The organism is Cupriavidus sp. SW-Y-13 (assembly GCF_009793345.1).
Classification (GTDB): Bacteria; Pseudomonadota; Gammaproteobacteria; order Burkholderiales; family Burkholderiaceae; genus Cupriavidus.
Window position 1 is genome coordinate 2802975 of the sequence record NZ_WHLX01000001.1, and the last position, 18987, is coordinate 2821961.

The 18987-nt window shown below is 64.9% G+C and carries 19 protein-coding genes, 1 other RNA gene and 1 riboswitch; of the genes, 9 read left to right on the plus strand and 11 right to left on the minus strand.

From position 1 onward, the window contains the following. The first annotated feature begins 30 nt into the window (after positions 1-30). From cobU to GA566_RS12500, 4 genes are read left to right on the plus strand one after another with little or no spacing between them, the layout of a single operon-like run. Positions 31-780: a bifunctional adenosylcobinamide kinase/adenosylcobinamide-phosphate guanylyltransferase gene (gene cobU / locus GA566_RS12485; protein ID WP_160472891.1), complete on the plus strand. Its 750-nt coding sequence runs from the start codon at positions 31-33 to the stop codon at positions 778-780. Beyond that, on the plus strand, positions 777-1742 hold the full coding sequence (gene cbiB / locus GA566_RS12490; protein ID WP_160472892.1) for an adenosylcobinamide-phosphate synthase CbiB: 966 nt from the start codon (positions 777-779) through the stop codon (positions 1740-1742). The genes cobU and cbiB overlap by 4 nt, the downstream gene beginning before the upstream one ends. After that, positions 1739-2770, plus strand: a complete 1032-nt coding sequence (gene cobD, locus GA566_RS12495; protein WP_160472893.1) for a threonine-phosphate decarboxylase CobD — start codon at positions 1739-1741, stop codon at positions 2768-2770. The genes cbiB and cobD overlap by 4 nt, the downstream gene beginning before the upstream one ends. Beyond that, a complete protein-coding gene (locus GA566_RS12500) occupies positions 2760-3656 on the plus strand; it encodes a cobalamin-binding protein (RefSeq protein ID WP_137926932.1) in 897 nt (298 codons plus the stop codon). Before cobD ends, GA566_RS12500 begins: the two co-directional genes overlap by 11 nt. 169 nt (positions 3657-3825) lie before the next feature. Here the strand turns inward: GA566_RS12500 and cobC are convergent, their stop codons facing one another. The 7 genes from cobC to GA566_RS12535 all read right to left on the minus strand — a co-directional run bounded on the left by cobC (position 3826) and on the right by GA566_RS12535 (position 10755). Continuing rightward, positions 3826-4407: an alpha-ribazole phosphatase family protein gene (gene cobC / locus GA566_RS12505; RefSeq protein ID WP_160472894.1), complete on the minus strand. Its 582-nt coding sequence runs from the start codon at positions 4405-4407 to the stop codon at positions 3826-3828. Continuing rightward, a complete protein-coding gene (locus GA566_RS12510; protein ID WP_160472895.1) occupies positions 4392-5168 on the minus strand; it encodes an adenosylcobinamide-GDP ribazoletransferase in 777 nt (258 codons plus the stop codon). Before GA566_RS12510 ends, cobC begins: the two co-directional genes overlap by 16 nt. Positions 5169-5175: 7 nt before the next feature. After that, positions 5176-6240 (minus strand): nicotinate-nucleotide--dimethylbenzimidazole phosphoribosyltransferase, encoded by a 1065-nt coding sequence (gene cobT, locus GA566_RS12515; RefSeq protein WP_160472896.1) that lies wholly within the window; start codon positions 6238-6240, stop codon positions 5176-5178. Positions 6241-6371: 131 nt separating this feature from the next. Continuing rightward, positions 6372-7001, minus strand: a complete 630-nt coding sequence (cobO, locus tag GA566_RS12520; protein WP_160472897.1) for a cob(I)yrinic acid a,c-diamide adenosyltransferase — start codon at positions 6999-7001, stop codon at positions 6372-6374. Continuing rightward, a complete protein-coding gene (locus GA566_RS12525) occupies positions 6998-7807 on the minus strand; it encodes an ABC transporter ATP-binding protein (RefSeq protein ID WP_137926927.1) in 810 nt (269 codons plus the stop codon). The genes cobO and GA566_RS12525 overlap by 4 nt, the downstream gene beginning before the upstream one ends. After that, a complete protein-coding gene (locus tag GA566_RS12530; protein ID WP_137926926.1) occupies positions 7804-8811 on the minus strand; it encodes an iron ABC transporter permease in 1008 nt (335 codons plus the stop codon). Before GA566_RS12530 ends, GA566_RS12525 begins: the two co-directional genes overlap by 4 nt. Positions 8812-8814: 3 nt before the next feature. Then, positions 8815-10755 carry a TonB-dependent receptor domain-containing protein gene (locus GA566_RS12535; protein ID WP_137926925.1) on the minus strand — a complete coding sequence of 647 codons (1941 nt, stop codon included), beginning with the start codon at positions 10753-10755 and terminating at the stop codon, positions 8815-8817. A gap of 76 nt (positions 10756-10831) precedes the next feature. Then, positions 10832-11099, minus strand: a riboswitch (cobalamin riboswitch). Positions 11100-11315: 216 nt separating this feature from the next. Between GA566_RS12535 and GA566_RS12540 the strand changes: the two genes are divergently transcribed. From GA566_RS12540 to GA566_RS12560, 5 genes are all read left to right on the plus strand, one after another. Then, positions 11316-11639, plus strand: coding sequence for a hypothetical protein (locus tag GA566_RS12540; RefSeq protein ID WP_137926924.1), 324 nt, complete (start codon positions 11316-11318; stop codon positions 11637-11639). After that, positions 11636-11959, plus strand: a complete 324-nt coding sequence (locus GA566_RS12545) for a cell division protein ZapA (RefSeq protein ID WP_137926923.1) — start codon at positions 11636-11638, stop codon at positions 11957-11959. Before GA566_RS12540 ends, GA566_RS12545 begins: the two co-directional genes overlap by 4 nt. A 353-nt stretch (positions 11960-12312) precedes the next feature. Beyond that, a non-coding RNA gene (gene ssrS / locus GA566_RS12550) (6S RNA) lies at positions 12313-12532 on the plus strand. A gap of 88 nt (positions 12533-12620) precedes the next feature. Then, positions 12621-13094, plus strand: a complete 474-nt coding sequence (locus GA566_RS12555; protein ID WP_137926922.1) for an EVE domain-containing protein — start codon at positions 12621-12623, stop codon at positions 13092-13094. 190 nt (positions 13095-13284) lie between these two features. Next, a complete protein-coding gene (locus GA566_RS12560; RefSeq protein ID WP_137926921.1) occupies positions 13285-13977 on the plus strand; it encodes an SIMPL domain-containing protein in 693 nt (230 codons plus the stop codon). Positions 13978-14025: 48 nt separating this feature from the next. Here the strand turns inward: GA566_RS12560 and GA566_RS12565 are convergent, their stop codons facing one another. The 4 genes from GA566_RS12565 to GA566_RS12580 form a co-directional block, all read right to left on the minus strand. Beyond that, complete coding sequence (locus tag GA566_RS12565) at positions 14026-15567, minus strand: malonyl-CoA synthase (protein ID WP_160472898.1); 1542 nt, start codon at positions 15565-15567, stop codon at positions 14026-14028. Positions 15568-15627: 60 nt separating this feature from the next. Further along, a complete protein-coding gene (locus tag GA566_RS12570) occupies positions 15628-16410 on the minus strand; it encodes an enoyl-CoA hydratase/isomerase family protein (RefSeq protein WP_137926919.1) in 783 nt (260 codons plus the stop codon). Next, positions 16410-17420 (minus strand): tripartite tricarboxylate transporter substrate binding protein, encoded by a 1011-nt coding sequence (locus tag GA566_RS12575; RefSeq protein WP_137926918.1) that lies wholly within the window; start codon positions 17418-17420, stop codon positions 16410-16412. Before GA566_RS12575 ends, GA566_RS12570 begins: the two co-directional genes overlap by 1 nt. 123 nt (positions 17421-17543) lie before the next feature. After that, positions 17544-18968, minus strand: coding sequence for a malonyl-CoA decarboxylase domain-containing protein (locus tag GA566_RS12580; protein ID WP_160472899.1), 1425 nt, complete (start codon positions 18966-18968; stop codon positions 17544-17546). Positions 18969-18987 lie beyond the last annotated feature (19 nt).

The window sequence follows — 18987 nt, forward strand, 5'->3', positions numbered from 1 at the left end:
CGGCGCGATGCGACGGCTACAATACGCCGGATGAACACCCAGGCCCCCCCTCAGGCGCTCAATATCACGGCTGCCGCCGAACCGGCTGCGGCAGGCGCCGCCACGGCCAGCAATCCGGTCACCGAGACCGCCGCGCAACCACAGTCGTCCAACCCGGGGCCGGCGCGCGAACTGACGCTGGTACTGGGCGGCGCGCGCTCGGGCAAAAGCCATTTCGCCGAGCAGCTTGCCACCGACCACGCCGCCCTGATGCGCGGGCCGGTCACGTACATCGCCACCGCGCGCCACGATGCCGAACCCGCCGACGAAGAGATGGAGCTGCGCATCGCACTGCATCGCGCGCGTCGTCCGGCTGACTGGACACTGGTCGAGGAACCGATGCATCTGGCGGATGCGCTCTACGCCCACGCGCGCCACGATGGCTGCATCCTCGTGGATTGCGTGACGCTGTGGCTCAACAACCTGATCTTCGGCGACAACCGCGAATATCCCGACCACGGCGTCATCACACCGCCGCCTGCGTTCACCGAGGAAATCGACGCGCTGATGACCGCGCTGCCGATGCTGCCCGGCCACGTGATCCTGGTCTCGAACGAGATCGGCTTCGGCGTGGTGCCGATGGGTGCCATCACGCGCTTCTATGTCGATGAGCTGGGACGCCTGAACCAGAAGCTGGCCGCCGCCGCCGATCGCGTGCGCCTGCTCGTAGCCGGCATCCCGGTGGCCGTCAAAGATCCTGCCTCCCCCACTTCCCCTGCCCGCGGCAATCACGCGCGATGATCATGTTGTCCTGGGCCGCCTGCGTGGCGGCCGCACTCGCCGGCGTGCTGCTGGACCGCTGGCTTGGCGAGCCACGCCGCTGGCATCCGCTCGTCGGATTTGGTCGCGTGGCCACCGCCGTCGCCAATGCCCTGAATCGTCCCGCACGCAGCGCGCCTCGACAACGACTCGCCGGATTGTTTGCGTGGACTTTGATCGTGCTGGGACCTGCCGCCCTGGCGTGGTGGATTGTCGCGCGGGCCAACGCCGTGCATCCCCTGCTCGCGTGGATATTGAACGCCGTGGCACTCTACTTCGCGCTGGGCGCGCAGAGTCTCGCGCAACATATCGCGCCGATTGCCGATGCACTGGATCGCGCTGATTTGCCCACGGCCCGCACGCTGACCGCGCGTATCGTCTCGCGCGATACCGTCGATGCCGACACCGAGGCGCTGGCGCGCGCGGCCTGCGAATCCGCCCTTGAGAACGGCAACGACGCGATCTTCGGCGCGCTGTTCTGGTTTCTCGTGGGTGGCGCGCCGGCCGTGATCGTGTTCCGCCTCGCCAACACGCTCGACGCGATGTGGGGCTATCGCACGCCGCGCTGGGAAATGTTCGGCTGGGCCGCCGCCCGCATAGACGATCTGCTTAACCTGATACCGGCCCGGCTCACCGCGCTGTCCTACGCACTGCTCGGCGCCACGGCGCAAGCACTGCGCTGCTGGCGTACGCAGGCACCCGGATGGTCAAGCCCGAACGCGGGCCCCGTGATGGCGTCGGGCGCCGGCGCCGTGGGCGTGGCGCTCGGTGGCGGCGCGCACTACCACGGCGAATGGGAAGAACGACCGCCGCTCGGCATCGGCGCGACACCGGCGGCCACGCATGTGCATGCGTGCCTGCGGCTCGTGCAACGCACGCTGTGGCTGTGGCTCGGTGTGGCGATGTTGAGCGTGCCACTGACCAGCCTGATAACGACATCATGACGAACACCATTCGACACGGCGGGGATCTCCAGCGTGCGATGAAGGAGTATGGAGGTCGCGCCCAATACTGGGTCGATCTCTCCACCGGCATCAATCCCGACGGCTATCCCGTGCCGCAGCTCCCCGCCTCTGCGTGGCAACGACTGCCCGAGGATGAAGACGGCCTCGCCGCATTCGCCGCGCATTACTACGATGCCAAACACGCATTACCCGTGGCGGGTTCGCAAGCGGCCATCCGCGCGCTGCCCACGCTGCTCAAGCGTGGACGCGTAGGCGTTGCCGCGCTCGGCTATAGCGAATACGCCCCGGCATTCGCCCGCGCAGGGCACGAGGTTGTGCTGCTCGACGAAGCCGATTTCCTGCGCGACGATCTTGGCGCATCGCTCGACCATCTGGTCGTCGTCAATCCGAACAACCCGACTGCACGGCAACTGCCGCCCGAGACACTGCTGCAGTGGCATGCGGACCTTGCGAAACGTGGCGGCACGCTGCTCGTGGACGAGGCGTTCATGGACTGCACGCCCGACCAGACCATTGCACCGCACAGTCATCAGAAGGGGCTCGTCGTGCTGCGCTCCATCGGCAAGTTCTTCGGGCTGGCCGGTGTGCGTTGCGGATTCGTGCTCGCTGCGCCTGCGCTGCTGACGGCGCTGTCCGAAGTGCTCGGTCACTGGACGGTGTCCGGCCCGGCCCGCGCCGTCGCACGAATCGTGCTGGACGATGTGTCGTGGGAATCGATCACGCGCGCACAGTTGATCCATCGCTCGGAAAAATTGCGCCAGTTCCTGGTCGAGTGCGGCTTCGAGCCCGTGCGCCATTCGCTGTTCTGCTGGGTGCCGCATCCCGATGCTGAATGGATACAGACTGTTCTCGCCGCAGATCAGGTCTGGACGCGCTACTTCCCGGCGGCAGGCGGCTCCCCGCCCGGCCTTCGCTTCGGACTGCCGCCCGGCTCCCCACGCGCCTGGGCGCAGATTTCCAAGGCATTCGATACCCTGTCCCAAGTCATGAACCCAGATGGCTACTAGATTTGCTTTCCTGATCGCCGCAGCGTGCCTTACGCTCGGCTCCGCCCACGCGGCCATCACCATCACCGACGACAGCGGCCAGCCCGTCACGCTCAACGCTCCGGCGCGCCGCATCGTCTCGCTGGCACCGCATGTGACCGAATTGATCTACGCGGCAGGCGGCGGTGACCGCATCGTCGGCACCGTGAGCTACAGCGACTATCCACCGCAAGCGCGGGACATCCCGCGCGTGGGTGACAACAAGTCGCTGGACCTTGAACGCATCGCCGCACTAAAGCCGGACCTGATCGTGGTCTGGCGCCATGGCAATGCGCAGAAGCAGACCGACCGCCTGCGCGCACTCGGCATGCCACTGTTCTTCAGCGAACCCCGCAAGCTCGAATCGATTCCCCAGAACATCGAGAAGCTCGGCGCGCTGATGGGCACCGAGACCGTAGCCAACCGTGCCGCCGCCGATTTCCGGCAGCAGGTGGAGACGCTGCGCAAGACCTACGCCGCGCGTCCACCCGTGACCGTGTTCTATCAGGTCTGGCAGCAGCCGCTGATGACGCTCAACGGCGAGCATCTGATCAGCGACCTGCTGACCCTGTGCGGTGGCCGCAATCTGTTTGCGAAGGAAACCCCGCTAGTGCCCACGGTATCGGTGGAATCGGTCGTGGCCGGCAATCCCGAAGTCATGCTGACAGCGGGCATGGGCGCCACCCGCCCGGACAAGCCACTCGCGGATTTCTCGATGTGGGAAAAATGGAAGCAGGTCACGGCGGTTGCGCGCAACAACCTGTTCATCATCGACGGCGACCTGGTGAATCGCGCCGGGCCACGGGTGGTGAAGGGGGCGGCGGAGATCTGCAAGGATCTGGAGGTGGCGAGGTCGCGGCGGAGTTAGGTGTTTCTCTCCCGCTGTTGTTTTAGCTCCCCTCTCCCACACAGTGGGAGAGGGGTTGGGGGTGAGGGCACAGCGGTGCAATCTTCGACTTGTCGGTGCAGAACCGCTTGCCCTCACCCCCGCCCCTCTCCCGCGAGCGGGAGAGGGGAGAAAACCAGCGGGAAGCCAGCTACGTCACCACCCGATTCCACCACCCCAACCTGACCCCACTCCCCTCCAGCACAAACTTGCACGTCGCGCCAAATCCCAGCGACCACTGCAGGGTTTGCGACAGCGGCACGCCCAGCCAGTGCGCGGCGAGCATGCGCATGGTGCCCGCGTGGCTGACCACCCAGAGGCGCGCGTCAGATTGCGTATCGAGCGAATCCGCCCAGCTTCCCACTCGCTCCAGCATCTCGGCGGGGGTTTCGCCACCGTGGGGTCGAGCGGTCATGAGATTGCCTGCCCAGAGGTCCAGTGCCTCGCGCGGGATGGCGTCCCAGCGTTGGCCTTCCCAACTTCCAAAATCCATCTCGCGCAGACGCGGTTCGATTTCGCACGGCGGTTGCGTCGGCAGACAGGCCCGCAGGGCCGAAGCCGTGTCGCGTGCTCGCGCTGCAGGACTGGTGATGATGCCAACCGGCGTGCCCATGCCTCCAACGATCAGCGATGCCGCCGGCTGCATCGGCTCCATCAGTGCCAGTTCCAGGCTGCCATAGCAGATGCCGGGATCAACTGCCGGCTGTGCATGGCGGATCAGTACCACTTCCATGCGGCCGCCACGAGGTAGATCGTCAGTTCCGCGAGTTGCTGGGCCATGCCCAGGCAATCGCCCGTATAACCGCCGATGCGTCGCACGAAGTACGCGCCTAGCACTGTGCGCAGCACAGCCAGCGCGATCAGTGCCACGACCGCGAACAGCGGCGACACCCACAGCAGCGGCAACACGCCACATGCCAGCGCAAACACCAACCCCTTGCCCGCCAGACGCTGCGCGACGGGCTTGGCCTTGCCTTCGGGCCGCACATATTCATGCGTGGCGAGGAACGTGATCGCCATCGTGCGGCTCGCGCCATGCGCAACGATCAACACGGCCAGCAGCGTCACGATACCGCCACCCTCGCCCACCGCTACCAGCAATTGCCACTTGAGCAGCAGTGCCACCACGATGGCGATGGCACCAAATGCGCCAACGCGCGAATCGTGCATGATCCGCAGCACGTCCTCGGTGCGATAGCCACCACCGAATGCATCGACGCAATCGGCCAGCCCGTCTTCGTGGAATGCGCCTGTCAGCAGCAGCGTCGCAGCCATGCCCAGCACGATAGCCACTGACGGCGTCCACAACTGCCACGCGCCCCACGTCACCAACGCAGCGATCAATCCCACCAGCAGTCCTACCAGCGGGAAGTAACGCGCTGCGGCATTGAGATAGTGCGGCGCGAACCCCACCCATCCGGCCAGCCGCTGCGGCAGCGGCACGCGCGTGAAGTAGCCGAGGGCGGTCAGGAAGAAGCGGAGTTCGTCGGCCATCTGTCTGTTATGCCGATTTGTTGGTCACGCCTGCGCCGCTGAACGTTGCCATCTCGCGCAGGAATGCGGCGGCCGATGCCACGAGCGGCCACGCCAGCGCGGCGCCGGTGCCCTCGCCCAGACGCAGGTCGAGTGCAAGCAGCGGTTCACCACCGAACTCGGCCAACAGCGCGCGGTGCCCTTGCTCGTGCGAACAATGCGAGTACACGCAGTAGTGCACCACGTTCGGATCAATGCGCGCGGCCACCAGCAGCGCCGCCGAAGCGATGAATCCATCAACCAGTATCACCATGCGGCTTGCGGCGGCAGCAAGGAACGCACCCACCATCGCCGCGATCTCGAAACCACCGAACGTCGCCAACACATCGAGCGGCGCCGTGACGTCGGGATGCTGTGCCAGCGCACGCGCCAGAATCTCGCGCTTGCGCGTGACGCCTGCGTCGTCGAGCCCGGTGCCACGCCCTGTGCACGCTTCCAGCGGCAACCCCGTCAGACGGCTCATCACGCAAGCCGCCGCAGACGTATTGGCGATACCCATCTCGCCGAATCCGATCACGTTGGTACCCAGCTGCGCATGACGCAGCACGCGGACGATACCGGCATTGATGGCCGCGCCGGTCTCGGCCGGCGTCATCGCGGCCTGCTCGACAAAGTTGCGCGTGCCATTGGCCACGCGGCAGTTGACCAGTCCCACCGACGCTGGCAGCGGCGCACGCACGCCAACATCCACCACTTCCAGCGCCAGCCCGTGCAGCCGCGTGAACACATTGATCGCCGCGCCACCGTTCAGGAAGTTCAGCACCATCTGCGCCGTCACCTCGGCCGGGTAGGCACTGACACCCGCGTCAGCCACACCGTGGTCGCCAGCAAACACGATCACTGCAGGCCGCGTCAGTTCAGGCGTCGTGCCGCCACGGATCATGCCGATCTGCAGCGCCAGCGCTTCCAGCCGTCCGAGCGAACCCAGCGGCTTGGTCTTGTCGTCGATAGCTGCCTGCAGCGTCGCGCGCAGCGCTTCGTCGGGCGCATCGATGGGCGGCAGTGTCAGGGCGTAGTCGGGGAAATGGGTCATATGTTTCAGATCTTTTGGAAAACGCCAGGAAGGCGAAGCGCAGCGGTTCTGGCCAGGCGCGCGGCCGCAGGCAGTACAACAGGTACGACAAGGCCGCGCAACGACGCCAGAATCGGCTTCATGGCGTTTTCCTACATTTCCACGCCGCGTTGGGCCTTGATCCCTTGCTGGAACGCATGCTTCACCGGGGTCATGTCCGTCACCGTATCCGCCGCCTCGATCAGCGCGGGCGGCGCGCCACGGCCTGTGATCACCACATGCTGCATCGGCGGACGCGCGCGCAGATCGGCGATCACGGTTTCCACATCGAGATAGTGCAGCTTCAGCGCGATATTCAGTTCATCGAACAGCACAAGGCCGATGGCCGGATCGCGCAGCATGCGGCGCGCCACTTCCCACGCGGCCTCGGCCTTGGCGACATCGCGGGCACGATCCTGCGTTTCCCAGGTGTAGCCCTCGCCCATCACGTGGAACTCGCATTGCTCAGGAAAGCGGCGCAGGAACATTTCCTCGCCACTCGGGATCGCGCCCTTGATGAACTGGACCACGCCGGTCTGCATGCCGTGGCCCATTGCGCGCACCACCATGCCGAAGCCCGAACTCGACTTGCCCTTGCCGTTGCCGGTGGTAATCACGATCACGCCGCGCTCGGCCTGTGCCGAAGCGATCTTCGCGTCGACCACTTCTTTCTTGCGCACCATGCGCGCCTTGTGACGCTCGTCGCGTCCATCGTCGGCATTGTTGTTTTCCATATCGCTCATTGCGGATTTCCATCTGGAATCAGCGCGGCGTGCGTGCCATCGCTGATTCGGATAATCGGGGTGCGCAGTGCACGGGAGCACTGCGCGGGAGTCAGGACGTCGGAGGCCGGGCCATGTAGCGCCTGTCCGTCCTCGGACATCAGCAGCGCATGACTCGCATAGCGCTGCGCCAAGGTGAGATCGTGCACGATGACCACGACGGCATGCCGACCCGCGCGCGTCAGACGCTGAAGCAGTTCCAGCACCTGGATCTGGTGGCGCAGGTCCAGATGCGCCACCGGCTCGTCGAGCATCAGCAGCGGCGCCTGCTGCGCCAGTGCAGCGGCCAACGACACGCGCTGCCGCTCGCCGCCCGACAGGGTCAGCACATCGCGACCACGCAATGCGTCGAGATCTAGCGCGGTCATGAGGTCGCGCACCACGCTGTCGTCGTCGCGGCGGCCCCAACCCCAGCCGCTCAAATGCGGATGACGACCGATGCGCACGGCATCCTCGACCCTCATCGGGAACGTGTCATGCACGGCCTGCGGCAGATACGCGCGCTGCCGCGCCAGCGTGGCAGGCGGCACATGCGTGGCCGCGACACCATCCACCTCGACCGCACCACCATCGGGCGCGCGCAGGCCCGCCAGCACACCCATCAGCGTGGATTTGCCAACGCCATTGGGACCGACGATGCACCACAGTTGCCCCGCGCCAATCGACATCGAGAGCCGTTGCATCAGTACGCGGCTTCCCGCGCGCAGGCTCACATCGCGCAATGCAAGTTGCGGACATGCGGCGAGTGGCTCATGCCATGGGTTCATCGCGGCCTCCGCAACAGCAAGTAGAGGAAGGTTGGCACACCGAGCAGCGCCGTGATGACGCCCACCGGCAACTGCGCAGGCGCGATGACCGTGCGCGCGATCAGGTCCGCTGCCATCAGCAGCATGCCGCCCAGCAGCACGGCAGCCGGCAACAGCATGCGCTGATCGTTGCCCCAGGCCAGACGCACCATGTGCGGCACCACGAGGCCGACAAAGCCGATCGATCCCGCCGTGGTGATCGCCGCCGCAATCGAGAACGATGCAATCAGGAAGGTGGCCAGCCGCACGCGTCCCACGCGCACACCGAGCGACTGCGCCACGGTCTCGCCAAGCAGCATCACGTTCAGCGCGCGCGCCATCGGCAAGGTCAGTGCCATTGCCACCACCAGCATGCCCAGTGCCCAGCCGTAGCTCGATGTACCACCCAGATCGCCGGTCAGCCAGAACAGCATCCCGCGCAATCGCGACTCGGGCGCGACGGCCAGGATCAGCGTGATCAGCGCACCCCAGCCAGCCGCCAGGATGACCCCGGTCAGCAGCAGACGCGCACCGGCTTCGTGATGGCCGCCCTGCACTTGCGGATGCAGCAGGTCACGGCGCGCCAGCGTGGCCACGAGCAGCATGGACAGCAGCGCACCGCCTGCAGCGCCGGCCTGCACCGTCCACAAGGGCAGCGTCAGCAGCATGGCCAGCAGCGCGCCAGTAGACGCGCCCCCCGAGACACCCAGCACGTAAGGCTCGGCCAGCGGGTTGCGCAGTAGCACCTGCATCAGCGCGCCGGAAAGCGCCAGCAGGCCGCCGCAGGCAAACGCGGCGGCGGCGCGCGGCAGACGCAACTCGCGCACGATGGCGCCAGCCGTGCCGGTATCGGCGCCGGTCAGCGCCTGCCATAGCTGCGTGCTATCGAGCGTCACGCTGCCCACGGCCAGCGACAGCGCAAACACGGCCGCCCCGGCCAAGGCCAGGACGCCCCAAACGGTCAGTGCGCGCCGCAACTCAGACATGGCTTACTTCTGCCGCCATCCCAGCGTGACAAACCCCGCCCGGCCCTGCGTGTTGTACGGGAAGGCGAGCATGTACTGCTTGTCGAACAGGTTTTCCACACGGGCGGCAACGAACCATTGCTTGTCGATGTTGTAGCGGGCATTGAGGTTGACGATACCGTATCCGCCCAGCGTGCGCGAGCCATTGTCGAGCCGCTCCGACGACACCAGCCACTCGCCACCAAAACGCCAGCTGCCAATATTGCGGCCCACATCGAACGATGCATGGCGTCGTGCACGACGAATCAACTGCGTGTTGTTGGTCTCGTCGACCGGATTCTGGAACGTCACGCTGGCGCCGAGATCTGTGCCGAAGACCGTGGCGCGCCACGACGCCTCGATCCCCTGCACCTTGGCCTTGGCCACGTTCTGCGCCAGATACAGGCCGCCCGGTTGCAGCGTGGAGACGATCAGGTCGTTGTAGCGCGTCTCGAAGGCGGTCACGCGCAGCAGGCCGGCGCTCACCGTATCCACCTGCACGCCCACCTCTGCCGACTTGGCGCGCTCGGGTTGCAGGTTCGGCTGGCCGTAGCCCGGGTAATACAGCTCGTTGAACGTCGGCGCGCGGAAAGCGTTGCTCAGGTTGGCAATCAGCTTGACCTGCTCGGTCACATTGAAGCCGTAGCCCGCGAAGAAGCTGCCCTGGTTGCCGAAATCGGAATAGTGGTCGTTGCGCGCGTTCAGTTGCAACTGGTGCCGGCCGATGCGGCCTTCGTAGCCACCGTAGACCGAGAACACGTTACGCGTGGGTGCGCTGTACGAACTCGATGCGAGTTCCTGCTGCAACCAGTCGGTGCCGAACAACAGCTTGTGATCTGCCGTCAGCGCGTACTCGTTCTGCCAGTTGAACTGGCGCGAGCGGGTGCTGAACAGGCTATCGAACAGGCTGTTCTTCGTGGTCTCCGCGCGGTCCTCGCTCTGCGCAATCTTGAAGTGCGTGGTCCAGTCGCGCGTCACCTTGCCATTGACGAATGCCGACAGCGTGTACAACTCGCTGTCCATCCGATAGTCGTCGGTGGGCTTTCCGCTGAGACTGTCGTACGAAAGCTGGCTGTTCGAGTAGTACGCCGCGAAGCCGGCATCCCAGTCCTGCGTGAACTTGTGGCGCACCTGCCCCGAGACGCTCTTGTTCTCGTACGGGTTGTCGCCCGGGTTCGGACCCGTGCCGCGACGCACGGCTGCAGGATTGGCGGCTGCCCATTGCTGGTAGTTGACCGACGAGAACCCGTCGGTCTTGAAGATCGAGCCGGTTACGTTGAACGATGTGTCGCCCACCTGGCCGCCGTAGCCCACCGTGCCCTGCCGCGTGTTGTTGCTGCCGTACTCCACCTGCGCATTGGCGGCCGGCGGCTGACCGACCCCGTTCTTGGTGAAGATCTGCACCACGCCGCCGATCGCGTCCGAGCCATACAGCGCCGACACATTGCCGCGCACCACCTCGATCCGCTCGATCTGGTCGGGCAGGATGTTCGCCAGTTGCGCGGTACCGCCGCTCACGCCTGCAATCCGCACGCCATCGATCAGGATCAGCACCTGATTCGAGTTTGCACCGCGCATGAACAGCGTGGTGTTGGCCCCCATGCCGCCATTGGCGGCAAATTCGATGCCTGCCTGCCCGCGCAGCAGCGAGCGCAAATCAGGTGCTTGGGAGTTGACGATATCGTCGTGGGTGACTACGGTGGTATGCGGCAACGCCTCGGTCACACTCTGCGCGGTGCGCGAGGCAGTAACGACGACGGGCGCGAAGGACTGCGGCGACGTCTGGGTCGCGGCTTCGGCAGCGGACTGCGCAAAGGCCGGCAGGGACGAAGTGGAAACAACGGCAACGGCTGCCAGGATGGCAGGCGCGCAAGGGCGAACCGACGGCTTTGCCGCAACGGTCGACCTGGATGGCGTGAAACGCATGAGTCAGGATGGAAGAGAACGGCCGGATCCGTTCCCCCGCGGACCCTATGGCGATGAGGCGTGCCGCGTTAGGGGCGGACGCCCGCGTTCTACAGGCCGGTATCCGGGCTGACGACATCAGGCTGGCCGCCTTCCCGACCGGAACCGGTCAGTGGCGCTAGGCCAACCCTGCGAAGGACGCTGGATTGAAACATGAGACAGCGCGTTCGCGGTCGCTTACCGTTGCGGGGGCAGCACAGGTTGGCCGGCGGCGACATGGCGTCCCCTCCCTGCTCCCTGTTTCCCGTTGAACTGCAGCCCCGACGTGTGCGGGTGCCGCGAGCACCTGGAACGTGCGCGAGTGTAGGGAGTTTCAAGTTTTGCGTCAATGCGATACGTCAAGCTGCCGTTAACCGTGGATGACATGCCGAAATGCGCCGAATTGCCGCGATCTGGCGCCCTTCGACGCAACTTCCGTGCGGCACCCCAGTCTCATCGGGCGCGTTGGCGGTAAACCTCGCGCGTGCATCGGCTAGAATCCCGAAACCTGACCACTACTCCTACCGGACACGACAGGCACTATGCTCAACGAACTCGAACAACTGGCCGCCAAGATCGGACGCGTGCTGCATCACGCCGACACCCTGGCGGCGGAAAACCAGCGGCTGCGTGCGGAAATCGACCGCCTGCAGTCCGAGGCGAACCAGTTGCGCGCGGACCGTGAAGCCATGGCGGCCGACCGCGAACTGCTCAACATCAAGATCGAGGAAGCGCAACTGCGCATCCAGTCGATCCTCGACAAGCTGCCCACGGCCAGCGATGCGCGCCAGCTCGACCTCCTCGGCGAAGGCGCTCCGCGCGCCGCATCGGAAGGCTCGCAGCAAGCCCCCGGAGAACACGCATGAGCAACAAGCAAGTGGAAGTGAACATCGCCGGCCAGCCTTATCGCTTCGCCATCGCGCCCGACAACGAGGCCGCGCTGCTCGAAGCCGTGGCACTGGTCGACGACAAGATGAACAAGCTGAAGGGCACCGTCTCCACCAAGGGCGTCGAACGCGTGGCCGTGATGGCCGCGATCAGCCTGGCCTCGGACCTGCTGGCAATGCGCCACAAGCAGGACGAGGAAGGCGCCATTCCCGTGGAGGCCGTGCGTGCGCGCATTCGCGAACTCAACGAGCGCGCCGACGAGGCACTACGCCAGTACGCACATGTAGGCACGCGCTAGAGCGATTCGCCAGCGTGCCAAAAAACCCTGCTGACCGCGCTTGAATTGCGCGGCAGTGGCCACAATATGTCGTGCATGTGAAGCGGATGCCGCGCCTCGCATGCAACCATGACAGTGTTGCCATGGTCGTGATGGAAAATGTAACGGTGCAACACGTCTGACTTGGTATGCGCAGATGCGCGGTGTATAGTGGAGCCACTGCGCGGCGCCCAAACGACCGACGCAGCCGAATGGCCGGGTTATCGTGCCTGGCCGCCGTTTCCACCCATCTCTATTGAAACGGCAAACGTCTGACATCCCCAGCACAAGGTTGTATGTGTCTGTGTGAAGGAACTAAAGTCAGACGTTTGACAGTTTCCCTGCCTGGTTCGTGAGGGTCATAAACTCCTTGAACCGATATGCATTGCATGGTGCGGGATTATGTCGTGTGGGCGAGCGCGTCGCGACATTCATAGTTTCAGGTTCTGCCTGACACTCCCTGAGTGGCCGATGTACCCGAAATACGACTTCCGCAGCCACTCTGAACCTCACTTGGGTTCAGGATGCCGATCCAGCGGCCGAGGCGGGGACCCCCTTCAAGTGATGAAGAGGCGGTGGTTTCAACGAACCACCGCCTTTTTCATTTGTGCCTTCGATCAGCTAATCTTCTGATCTTCCTCACATGTCCGATACGCGTGCGCGCCAGTACTGGCTCATGAAGTCCGAACCGGACGAAGCCAGCATCGACGATCTTGCCAGCAAGGGCACGCTGCCCTGGACCGGCGTACGCAACTATCAGGCGCGCAACTTCATGCGCGACCAGATGCGCATCGGCGACGGCGTGCTCTTCTATCATTCCTCATGCCCCGAGCCGGGCATCGCCGGACTGGCCGAAGTCTGCTCGCAGCCCTACCCCGACCCCACCCAGTTCGACGCGAAAAGCGACTATTTCGACAAGGCATCGAAGAAGGAAGACCCGCGCTGGTCGCTCGTCGATGTAAAGTTCGTCAGCAAGTCCGCGCTGATCCCGCTGCCCGCGTTACGCGAGCATGACGCGCTGGCCGACATGGTCGTGCTCCGCCGCGGCAACCGACTCTCGATCACGCCGGTCACGCCCGCCGAGTGGCGCTACATCACCAGCAAGCTGATGAAGTGAAGGTTGGCACGGGGGTGAGCCTGAACGTCCGCCGTTTTTTTTGACTCCGTTTAACCCCATCCCGTCGTCTCTCCCGTTTCATCCCCATGCGCGTCTTGCGCGATCTCGTGAACCTGGCGCACTGTGCCGCGTGAGGAACAATTCCGCCCGGCGCGCGTCAGATGGCCATCACTTCGATGTGGAGAACAATATGAAGAAACTCTTGCTTGCCTCGCTGCTGTCCACCACCGCCGCCATCGCCACGGCCCAGACCGTGCCGCCGCCCTCGGGCGTGTTGTCACTGTCCGCCGAAGCCGTAGCCGAGGTGCCGACTGACGTGGTGCAGCTGACGCTGGCAGTGGAGCAGGAAGGCCAGGAGCCGTCGGCCATTTCAAACGCACTGTCCACCCGTACGCAGGCCGTGCTGAACCAGGCCAAGCGCACGTCGGGCGTGGAAGCGCAATCGGGCGGCTTCACGATTCACCCCACCACCGATCGCAACGGCAAGATCAGCGCATGGCGTGGCCGCTCGGAGGTCATCCTCAAGTCGAAGGATTTTGCAGCCGTGTCGAAGCTCGCCGGTGAACTCGCCAGCCAGATGCAGGTGCAGAACGTGGCCTTCTCGCTGTCGCGCGAGGCCCGCCTGGCCACGCAACAGAAACTGACGGATCAGGCAGTGGCCGCATTCCGCGACAAGGCCCAGGCTACCGCGAAGCTGTTCGGCTATACCAGCTACACCATCCGCGAAGTCTCGGTCAACGAAAGCGGCGGCATGGTACCCCCGATGCCGCGCATGTACGCCGCCAAGGCCATGTCCGCCGACGCCGGCGCACCGATCCCTGTGGAAGGCGGCAAGACGCAGGTACAGGTGTCGGTGAATGGGGCCGTGCAGATGGTGAAGTGATGGGTGTTCTCCCCTCTCCCATTTCATGGGAGAGGGGAGCAAACAAGCTCAGAGGCTTGCGTACTGATCCCTCAACACATTCTTCTGCACCTTCCCCATCGTGTTGCGCGGCAGTTCATCCACTACGTGCACGCGCTTGGGCACCTTGAAGTTGGCGATGCGGCCCTTCAACGTGCCGATCATGCCGGCTTCGTCGATATCCGCGCCGGGCTTGCGTACCACCACAGCCACCACGGCCTCACCGAAGTCCGCATGGGGGACGCCGATCACGGCGGATTCCGCCACGCCGGGCATTTCATCGATAAAGCTCTCGATCTCTTTCGGGTAGACGTTGTAGCCGCCCGAAATGATCAGGTCCTTGCTGCGGCCAACGATCGTCAGATAGGTGTCCGGCACCTTGCGCTCGCCCACCTCGCCGCCGAAGCGCCCCACGTCGCCGGTCTTGAACCAGCCATCGGCGGTGAATTCCTGGGCGGTCTTTTCCGGCATGCGCCAGTAGCCCTTGAATACGTTCGGGCCCTTGACCTCGACGTTGCCAATCACGCTGGCCTCGCATGCCTGGCCTTCGCCATCCACCACGCGGACTTCCACGTTCGGCAGCGGCAGACCGACGGTGCCGCCAATGCGCTCGCCCAGCGTCTCGTCGTACGGATTCGAGACCAGCATCACGGTTTCGCTCATGCCGTAGCGCTCAAGAATCGTGTGGCCAGTGCGTTCGCGGAAGGCGTCGAAGGTCTCCAGCAGCAGCGGCGCGGAACCCGACACGAACAGGCGCATGTTGGCGCAGACTTCCTTGTCGAAACGCGGCTCCTGCACCATGCGCACGTAGTAAGTCGGCACGCCCATCATCACCGTGGCGCGCGGAATGAATTTGAGGATCTGCGCCATGTCGAGCTTCGGCGCCCAGATCATCTTGGCGCCGGCCAGCAGTGCGCCGTGCGATGCCACGAACAGTCCGTGCACATGGAAGATCGGCAGCATGTGCAGCAGCACATCGTCGCTGCGCCAGCCCCAGTATTCGTGGAGCGTCTGCGCGTTCGATGCGAGATTGCGGTGCGTCAGCATCGCGCCCTTGCTGCGGCCCGTGGTGCCCGACGTGTACAGGATGGCCGCGAGATCGTCGTCCTGGCGTTCGACCGTGGTGAACACGTCCGATTGCTGGGCGGCGCGTTGCAGCAGCGAACCGGTGCGGTTCTCGTCGAGCGTGAAGACGTGATGCGTGTTGTGCTTGAACGCCACCTTCGACACCCAGCCGAAGTTCGCGCTGCTGCAGACCACCACGGCTGGCTCGGCATCACCGACGAAATAGTCGACCTCGGCTTCCTGGTACGCCGTGTTCAGCGGCAGGTAAACCAGTCCGGCGCGCAGCGTGGCCAGGTACAGGCACAGCGCCTCGACCGACTTCTCGACCTGCACGGCCACGCGTGCGCCAGCAGGCAGTTCCAGCGCGGTCAGCAGGTTGGCGATCTTCGCCGTGGCGCGGTCGAGATCGTCCCACGTGTAGTAGAGCCCGTCGTGCGTCTCGATGCAGCAGGCAGTACGGTCAGCAGGAAAGCGGGATTCGAACAGGGCGAACAGATTGGCGTTCATGGATACGGAAACGATTGGATATGACGTGCAGCCCGCCATGATAGCGGGCCGGCCGCCATATTACTCCCCGGTGAAATCCGGAGGCCGATGCGCCAGAAACGCCGCCACGCCTTCCGCATGGTCGCGGCTCGTGGCGTAGGCGAAATGTGCGTCCAGCTCGGCGGCCGTCAGCGGTGCAGGTTCGGGCGAGAGCCTGCGGATGGTGGCCTTGTTGATGCGCGCAGCCAGTGGAGCACCCGCACACAGGCGCTGGACCGTGGCGGAAACTTCATCGTGCAGCGCCGCTTCGGGCACCACGCGCGTCAACAGACCCTTGCGGGCCGCTTCGTCGGCATCGAACACCCGCCCTTCGAGCAGGATTTCCAGCGCCACGGCGCGTCCGGCCAGAGCCAGCAGACCGCCCAACTCACCCGGCGCCATCGGAAAGCCCAGCCGGTTGATCGGCACACCAAAGCGGCTGCCCGATGCAGCGATGCGCAGGTCGCAATGGCACGCGATCTCCAGCCCACCGCCCACACATACGCCTTCGATGGCGGCGAGCGTGGGATGCGGACATTCGGCGATGGCCCGCAGCGCGGGGGCAATCGTCTGCGTGTGATAGTGGCGCACGGAAGCCGCGTCGCCACGTACCGTCGGAAACTCGGCGATATCGGCACCGGCGGCAAAGTTGCCGTCGGCGCCACGCACCACCACGCAGCGCAACGACGTATCCGCAGCCAGCTCTGCAAACCCGGCGGCCAGCGCCTGCCACATGCCGGCCGAGATCGCGTTGAGCTTGCCCGGATGCGACAGCGTGACCAGGGCCACGGCCCCGTCGCGCGCGAACGTGACAGTGCCGCCCATCAGTCGATCTTGGCGCCCGAGCGCTGCACCACTTCGGCCCAGCGCTTGATCTCGGCGCGCTGGAACTGCGCGAACTGCTCCGGCGTGAACTGCGGAATGTCGGAACCGTTCTGCAGCCAGATCTGCTTCATCTCGGGGCTGTTCAGCGCCTTGGCCGTTTCGGCGTACAGCTTGTCCACCACATCCTTCGGCGTACCCTTGGGCGCCCACAGGGCGTACCACGTGGACACTTCGTAGTTCGGCACACCGGCTTCCGCTGCGGTCGGCACGTTCGGGAACGCCGCCGAGCGCGTCTTGGAGGCCACGGCCAGCGCCTTGATGCGGCCCGCACGAATATGTTGCGAGGATGAGCCAAGGCCATCGAACATCAGGTCCACCTGGCCGGCGATCAGGTCCGACAGCGCCGGACCCGCACCCTTGTACGGCACGTGGGCCAGATCGGTCTTGGTCTCCAGCTTGAACAGTTCGCCCGCCAGATGGTGCGCCGAGCCATTGCCTGCCGATGCGTAGTTCAGTTGACCCGGATGCTGCTTGGCGTACGCGATCAGTTCCTTGAGCGTGTTGGCCTGCACCTTGGTCGGGTTCACCACGATCACCTGCGGCGGCTGCGCGATCACGGTGATGGGAATGAAGTCCTTCTCGATATCGTAGTCGAGCTTCTTGTAGAACGACGGGGCAATAGCGTGGTGTGCGCCGCCGATGAAGATCGTGTAGCCGTCCGGCGCGGCCTTGGCGGCCAGGCTCGCGCCAACGGTGCCGCCCGCGCCGCCGCGGTTGTCGATCACGAACTGCTTGCCGAGCTGCTTCGAGAGCTGCGCGGTCAGGGGACGCGCAAACGCGTCGGTGCCGCCACCGGCCGGGAACGGCACGATCACGGTGACAGGCTTGCTGGGCCAGGGATCCGCTGCCATGGCGGCAGGTGCGTGGAGGCTTGCGGCCCCGATGCCGGCCACGAAACCGGTGATTGCCAACACGCGAGCGAACGCGGTCAGGCTGCGCTGACGATACATGTACTGTCTCCTCTTTCTCTCTACTTACTACGGAAAGTCAATCGAAGTACTGCTACCCAATATCACTGCAAAAACACCCGACAAAAAAGTTGCCTGGCGCGTTCTTCATGCCCGACCCAAGGCTCAGAGCAGTTTGGCCACCGCGCGGCTCATGCGCGGGTTGCCGTCACCGAGGCGAGCCAGATTGTCATCCAGCGCCTCGGGCACGTAAAGATAATTCACCATCATGCCGCACGCCTGCGCGCGGCCTTTTCGCGACAGATCGGCGCCCCAGTTCACACGCTCGACACAGGCACCGTTGCCGAGGTGGAAGCGCGCCACGGGGTCCGCCGGCATGCCCTTCTCGCCTTCGCGTACGAGGTAGTGCGCGGCCAGCGTCAGCGCGATATCGCGAATCACCGGATCGGTGGCATCGGCCGGCAACGCAGCGAACCATGCCGCACCATCGGCTGGTACATCACCGTGCCGTTCGCTCCAGCGCGACAGCCGCTTGTCACCCAGAATGCGTGCCACCGCATCGCCATCCTGCTTGCGCAGCCAATCGGCAAAACCGGGGATGGGCGAGAGCGTGGCAAACTGCTTGAGCTTGGGGAACTCGCGCTGCAATTCCTCGATCACGCGCTTGAGCAGGAAGTTACCGAAGCTCACGCCGCGCAGGCCCGCCTGCGTATTCGAGATCGAGTAAAAAATGGCCCATTTCACGCGGCGCAGGTCTTCGAGCGGCGCCGCTTCATCGAGCAGCGCCTGCACATTGGCGGCCATCTCCGGCACGAAGGCCACCTCGACAAAGATCAGCGGCTCGCGCGGAATACGCGGGTGGAAGAACGCGTAGCAGCGGCGATCCGAATCGAGCCGGTTGCGCATGTCAGTCCACGACGAGATCTCGTGAACGGCTTCGTAGCGGATCAGTTTTTCCAGCAGGGACGCGGGGGAATCCCACGTGATCGGCTGCAGTTCGAGCAGGCCCACATCGAACCAGTTCGAGAACAGCGCTTCGAGGTCTTCATCGAGTTCGCGCAGGCCCGGAATACGCTTGTGCCAACGCAGCATGTCCGCGCGCAGTTGAATCAGGAAATGCAGGCCGCATGCGCTGTGGGTCCGCTGGCCATGCTGCGCGGCGAATCGTTTGAAGAAGCGGATGCGGGCGTTGGACAGCGCGTGCGACAGACCCGAAGCACTGGCCGGCTGTACCCCATCGGCATCGCGTCCCGCCGCCACCTCGGCCAGCACGCCAAGCATGGCCTGGCGCAGTGGCTCCGTCGCCGCCTCATATTCGTCCTGCCACGCCTGCGCAGCGGCGTTCGCGGCGCCGTCGGTCAGCCGCGCGTCGAAGCACTGGCGCAACTGTTCGCGCTGGCGCTTGATGGCACGCACGGAGAGTGTCGGTTGCGCCTCGGCAGCCTTCTTCTCGGGCTTCTGCGCCGGGGCCTCGTCGCCCTTGCGGCCCCACCAGCGGCCAAAGCGCGAGAGCAGCGTGTCGCCAACCGGTTCGCTCGCTTCCAGCGGCGCACTGACTTTCTGTTGGTCTGCGGGGTCGAAAGTAGTCATGGACGTTCCTGGCGATGGG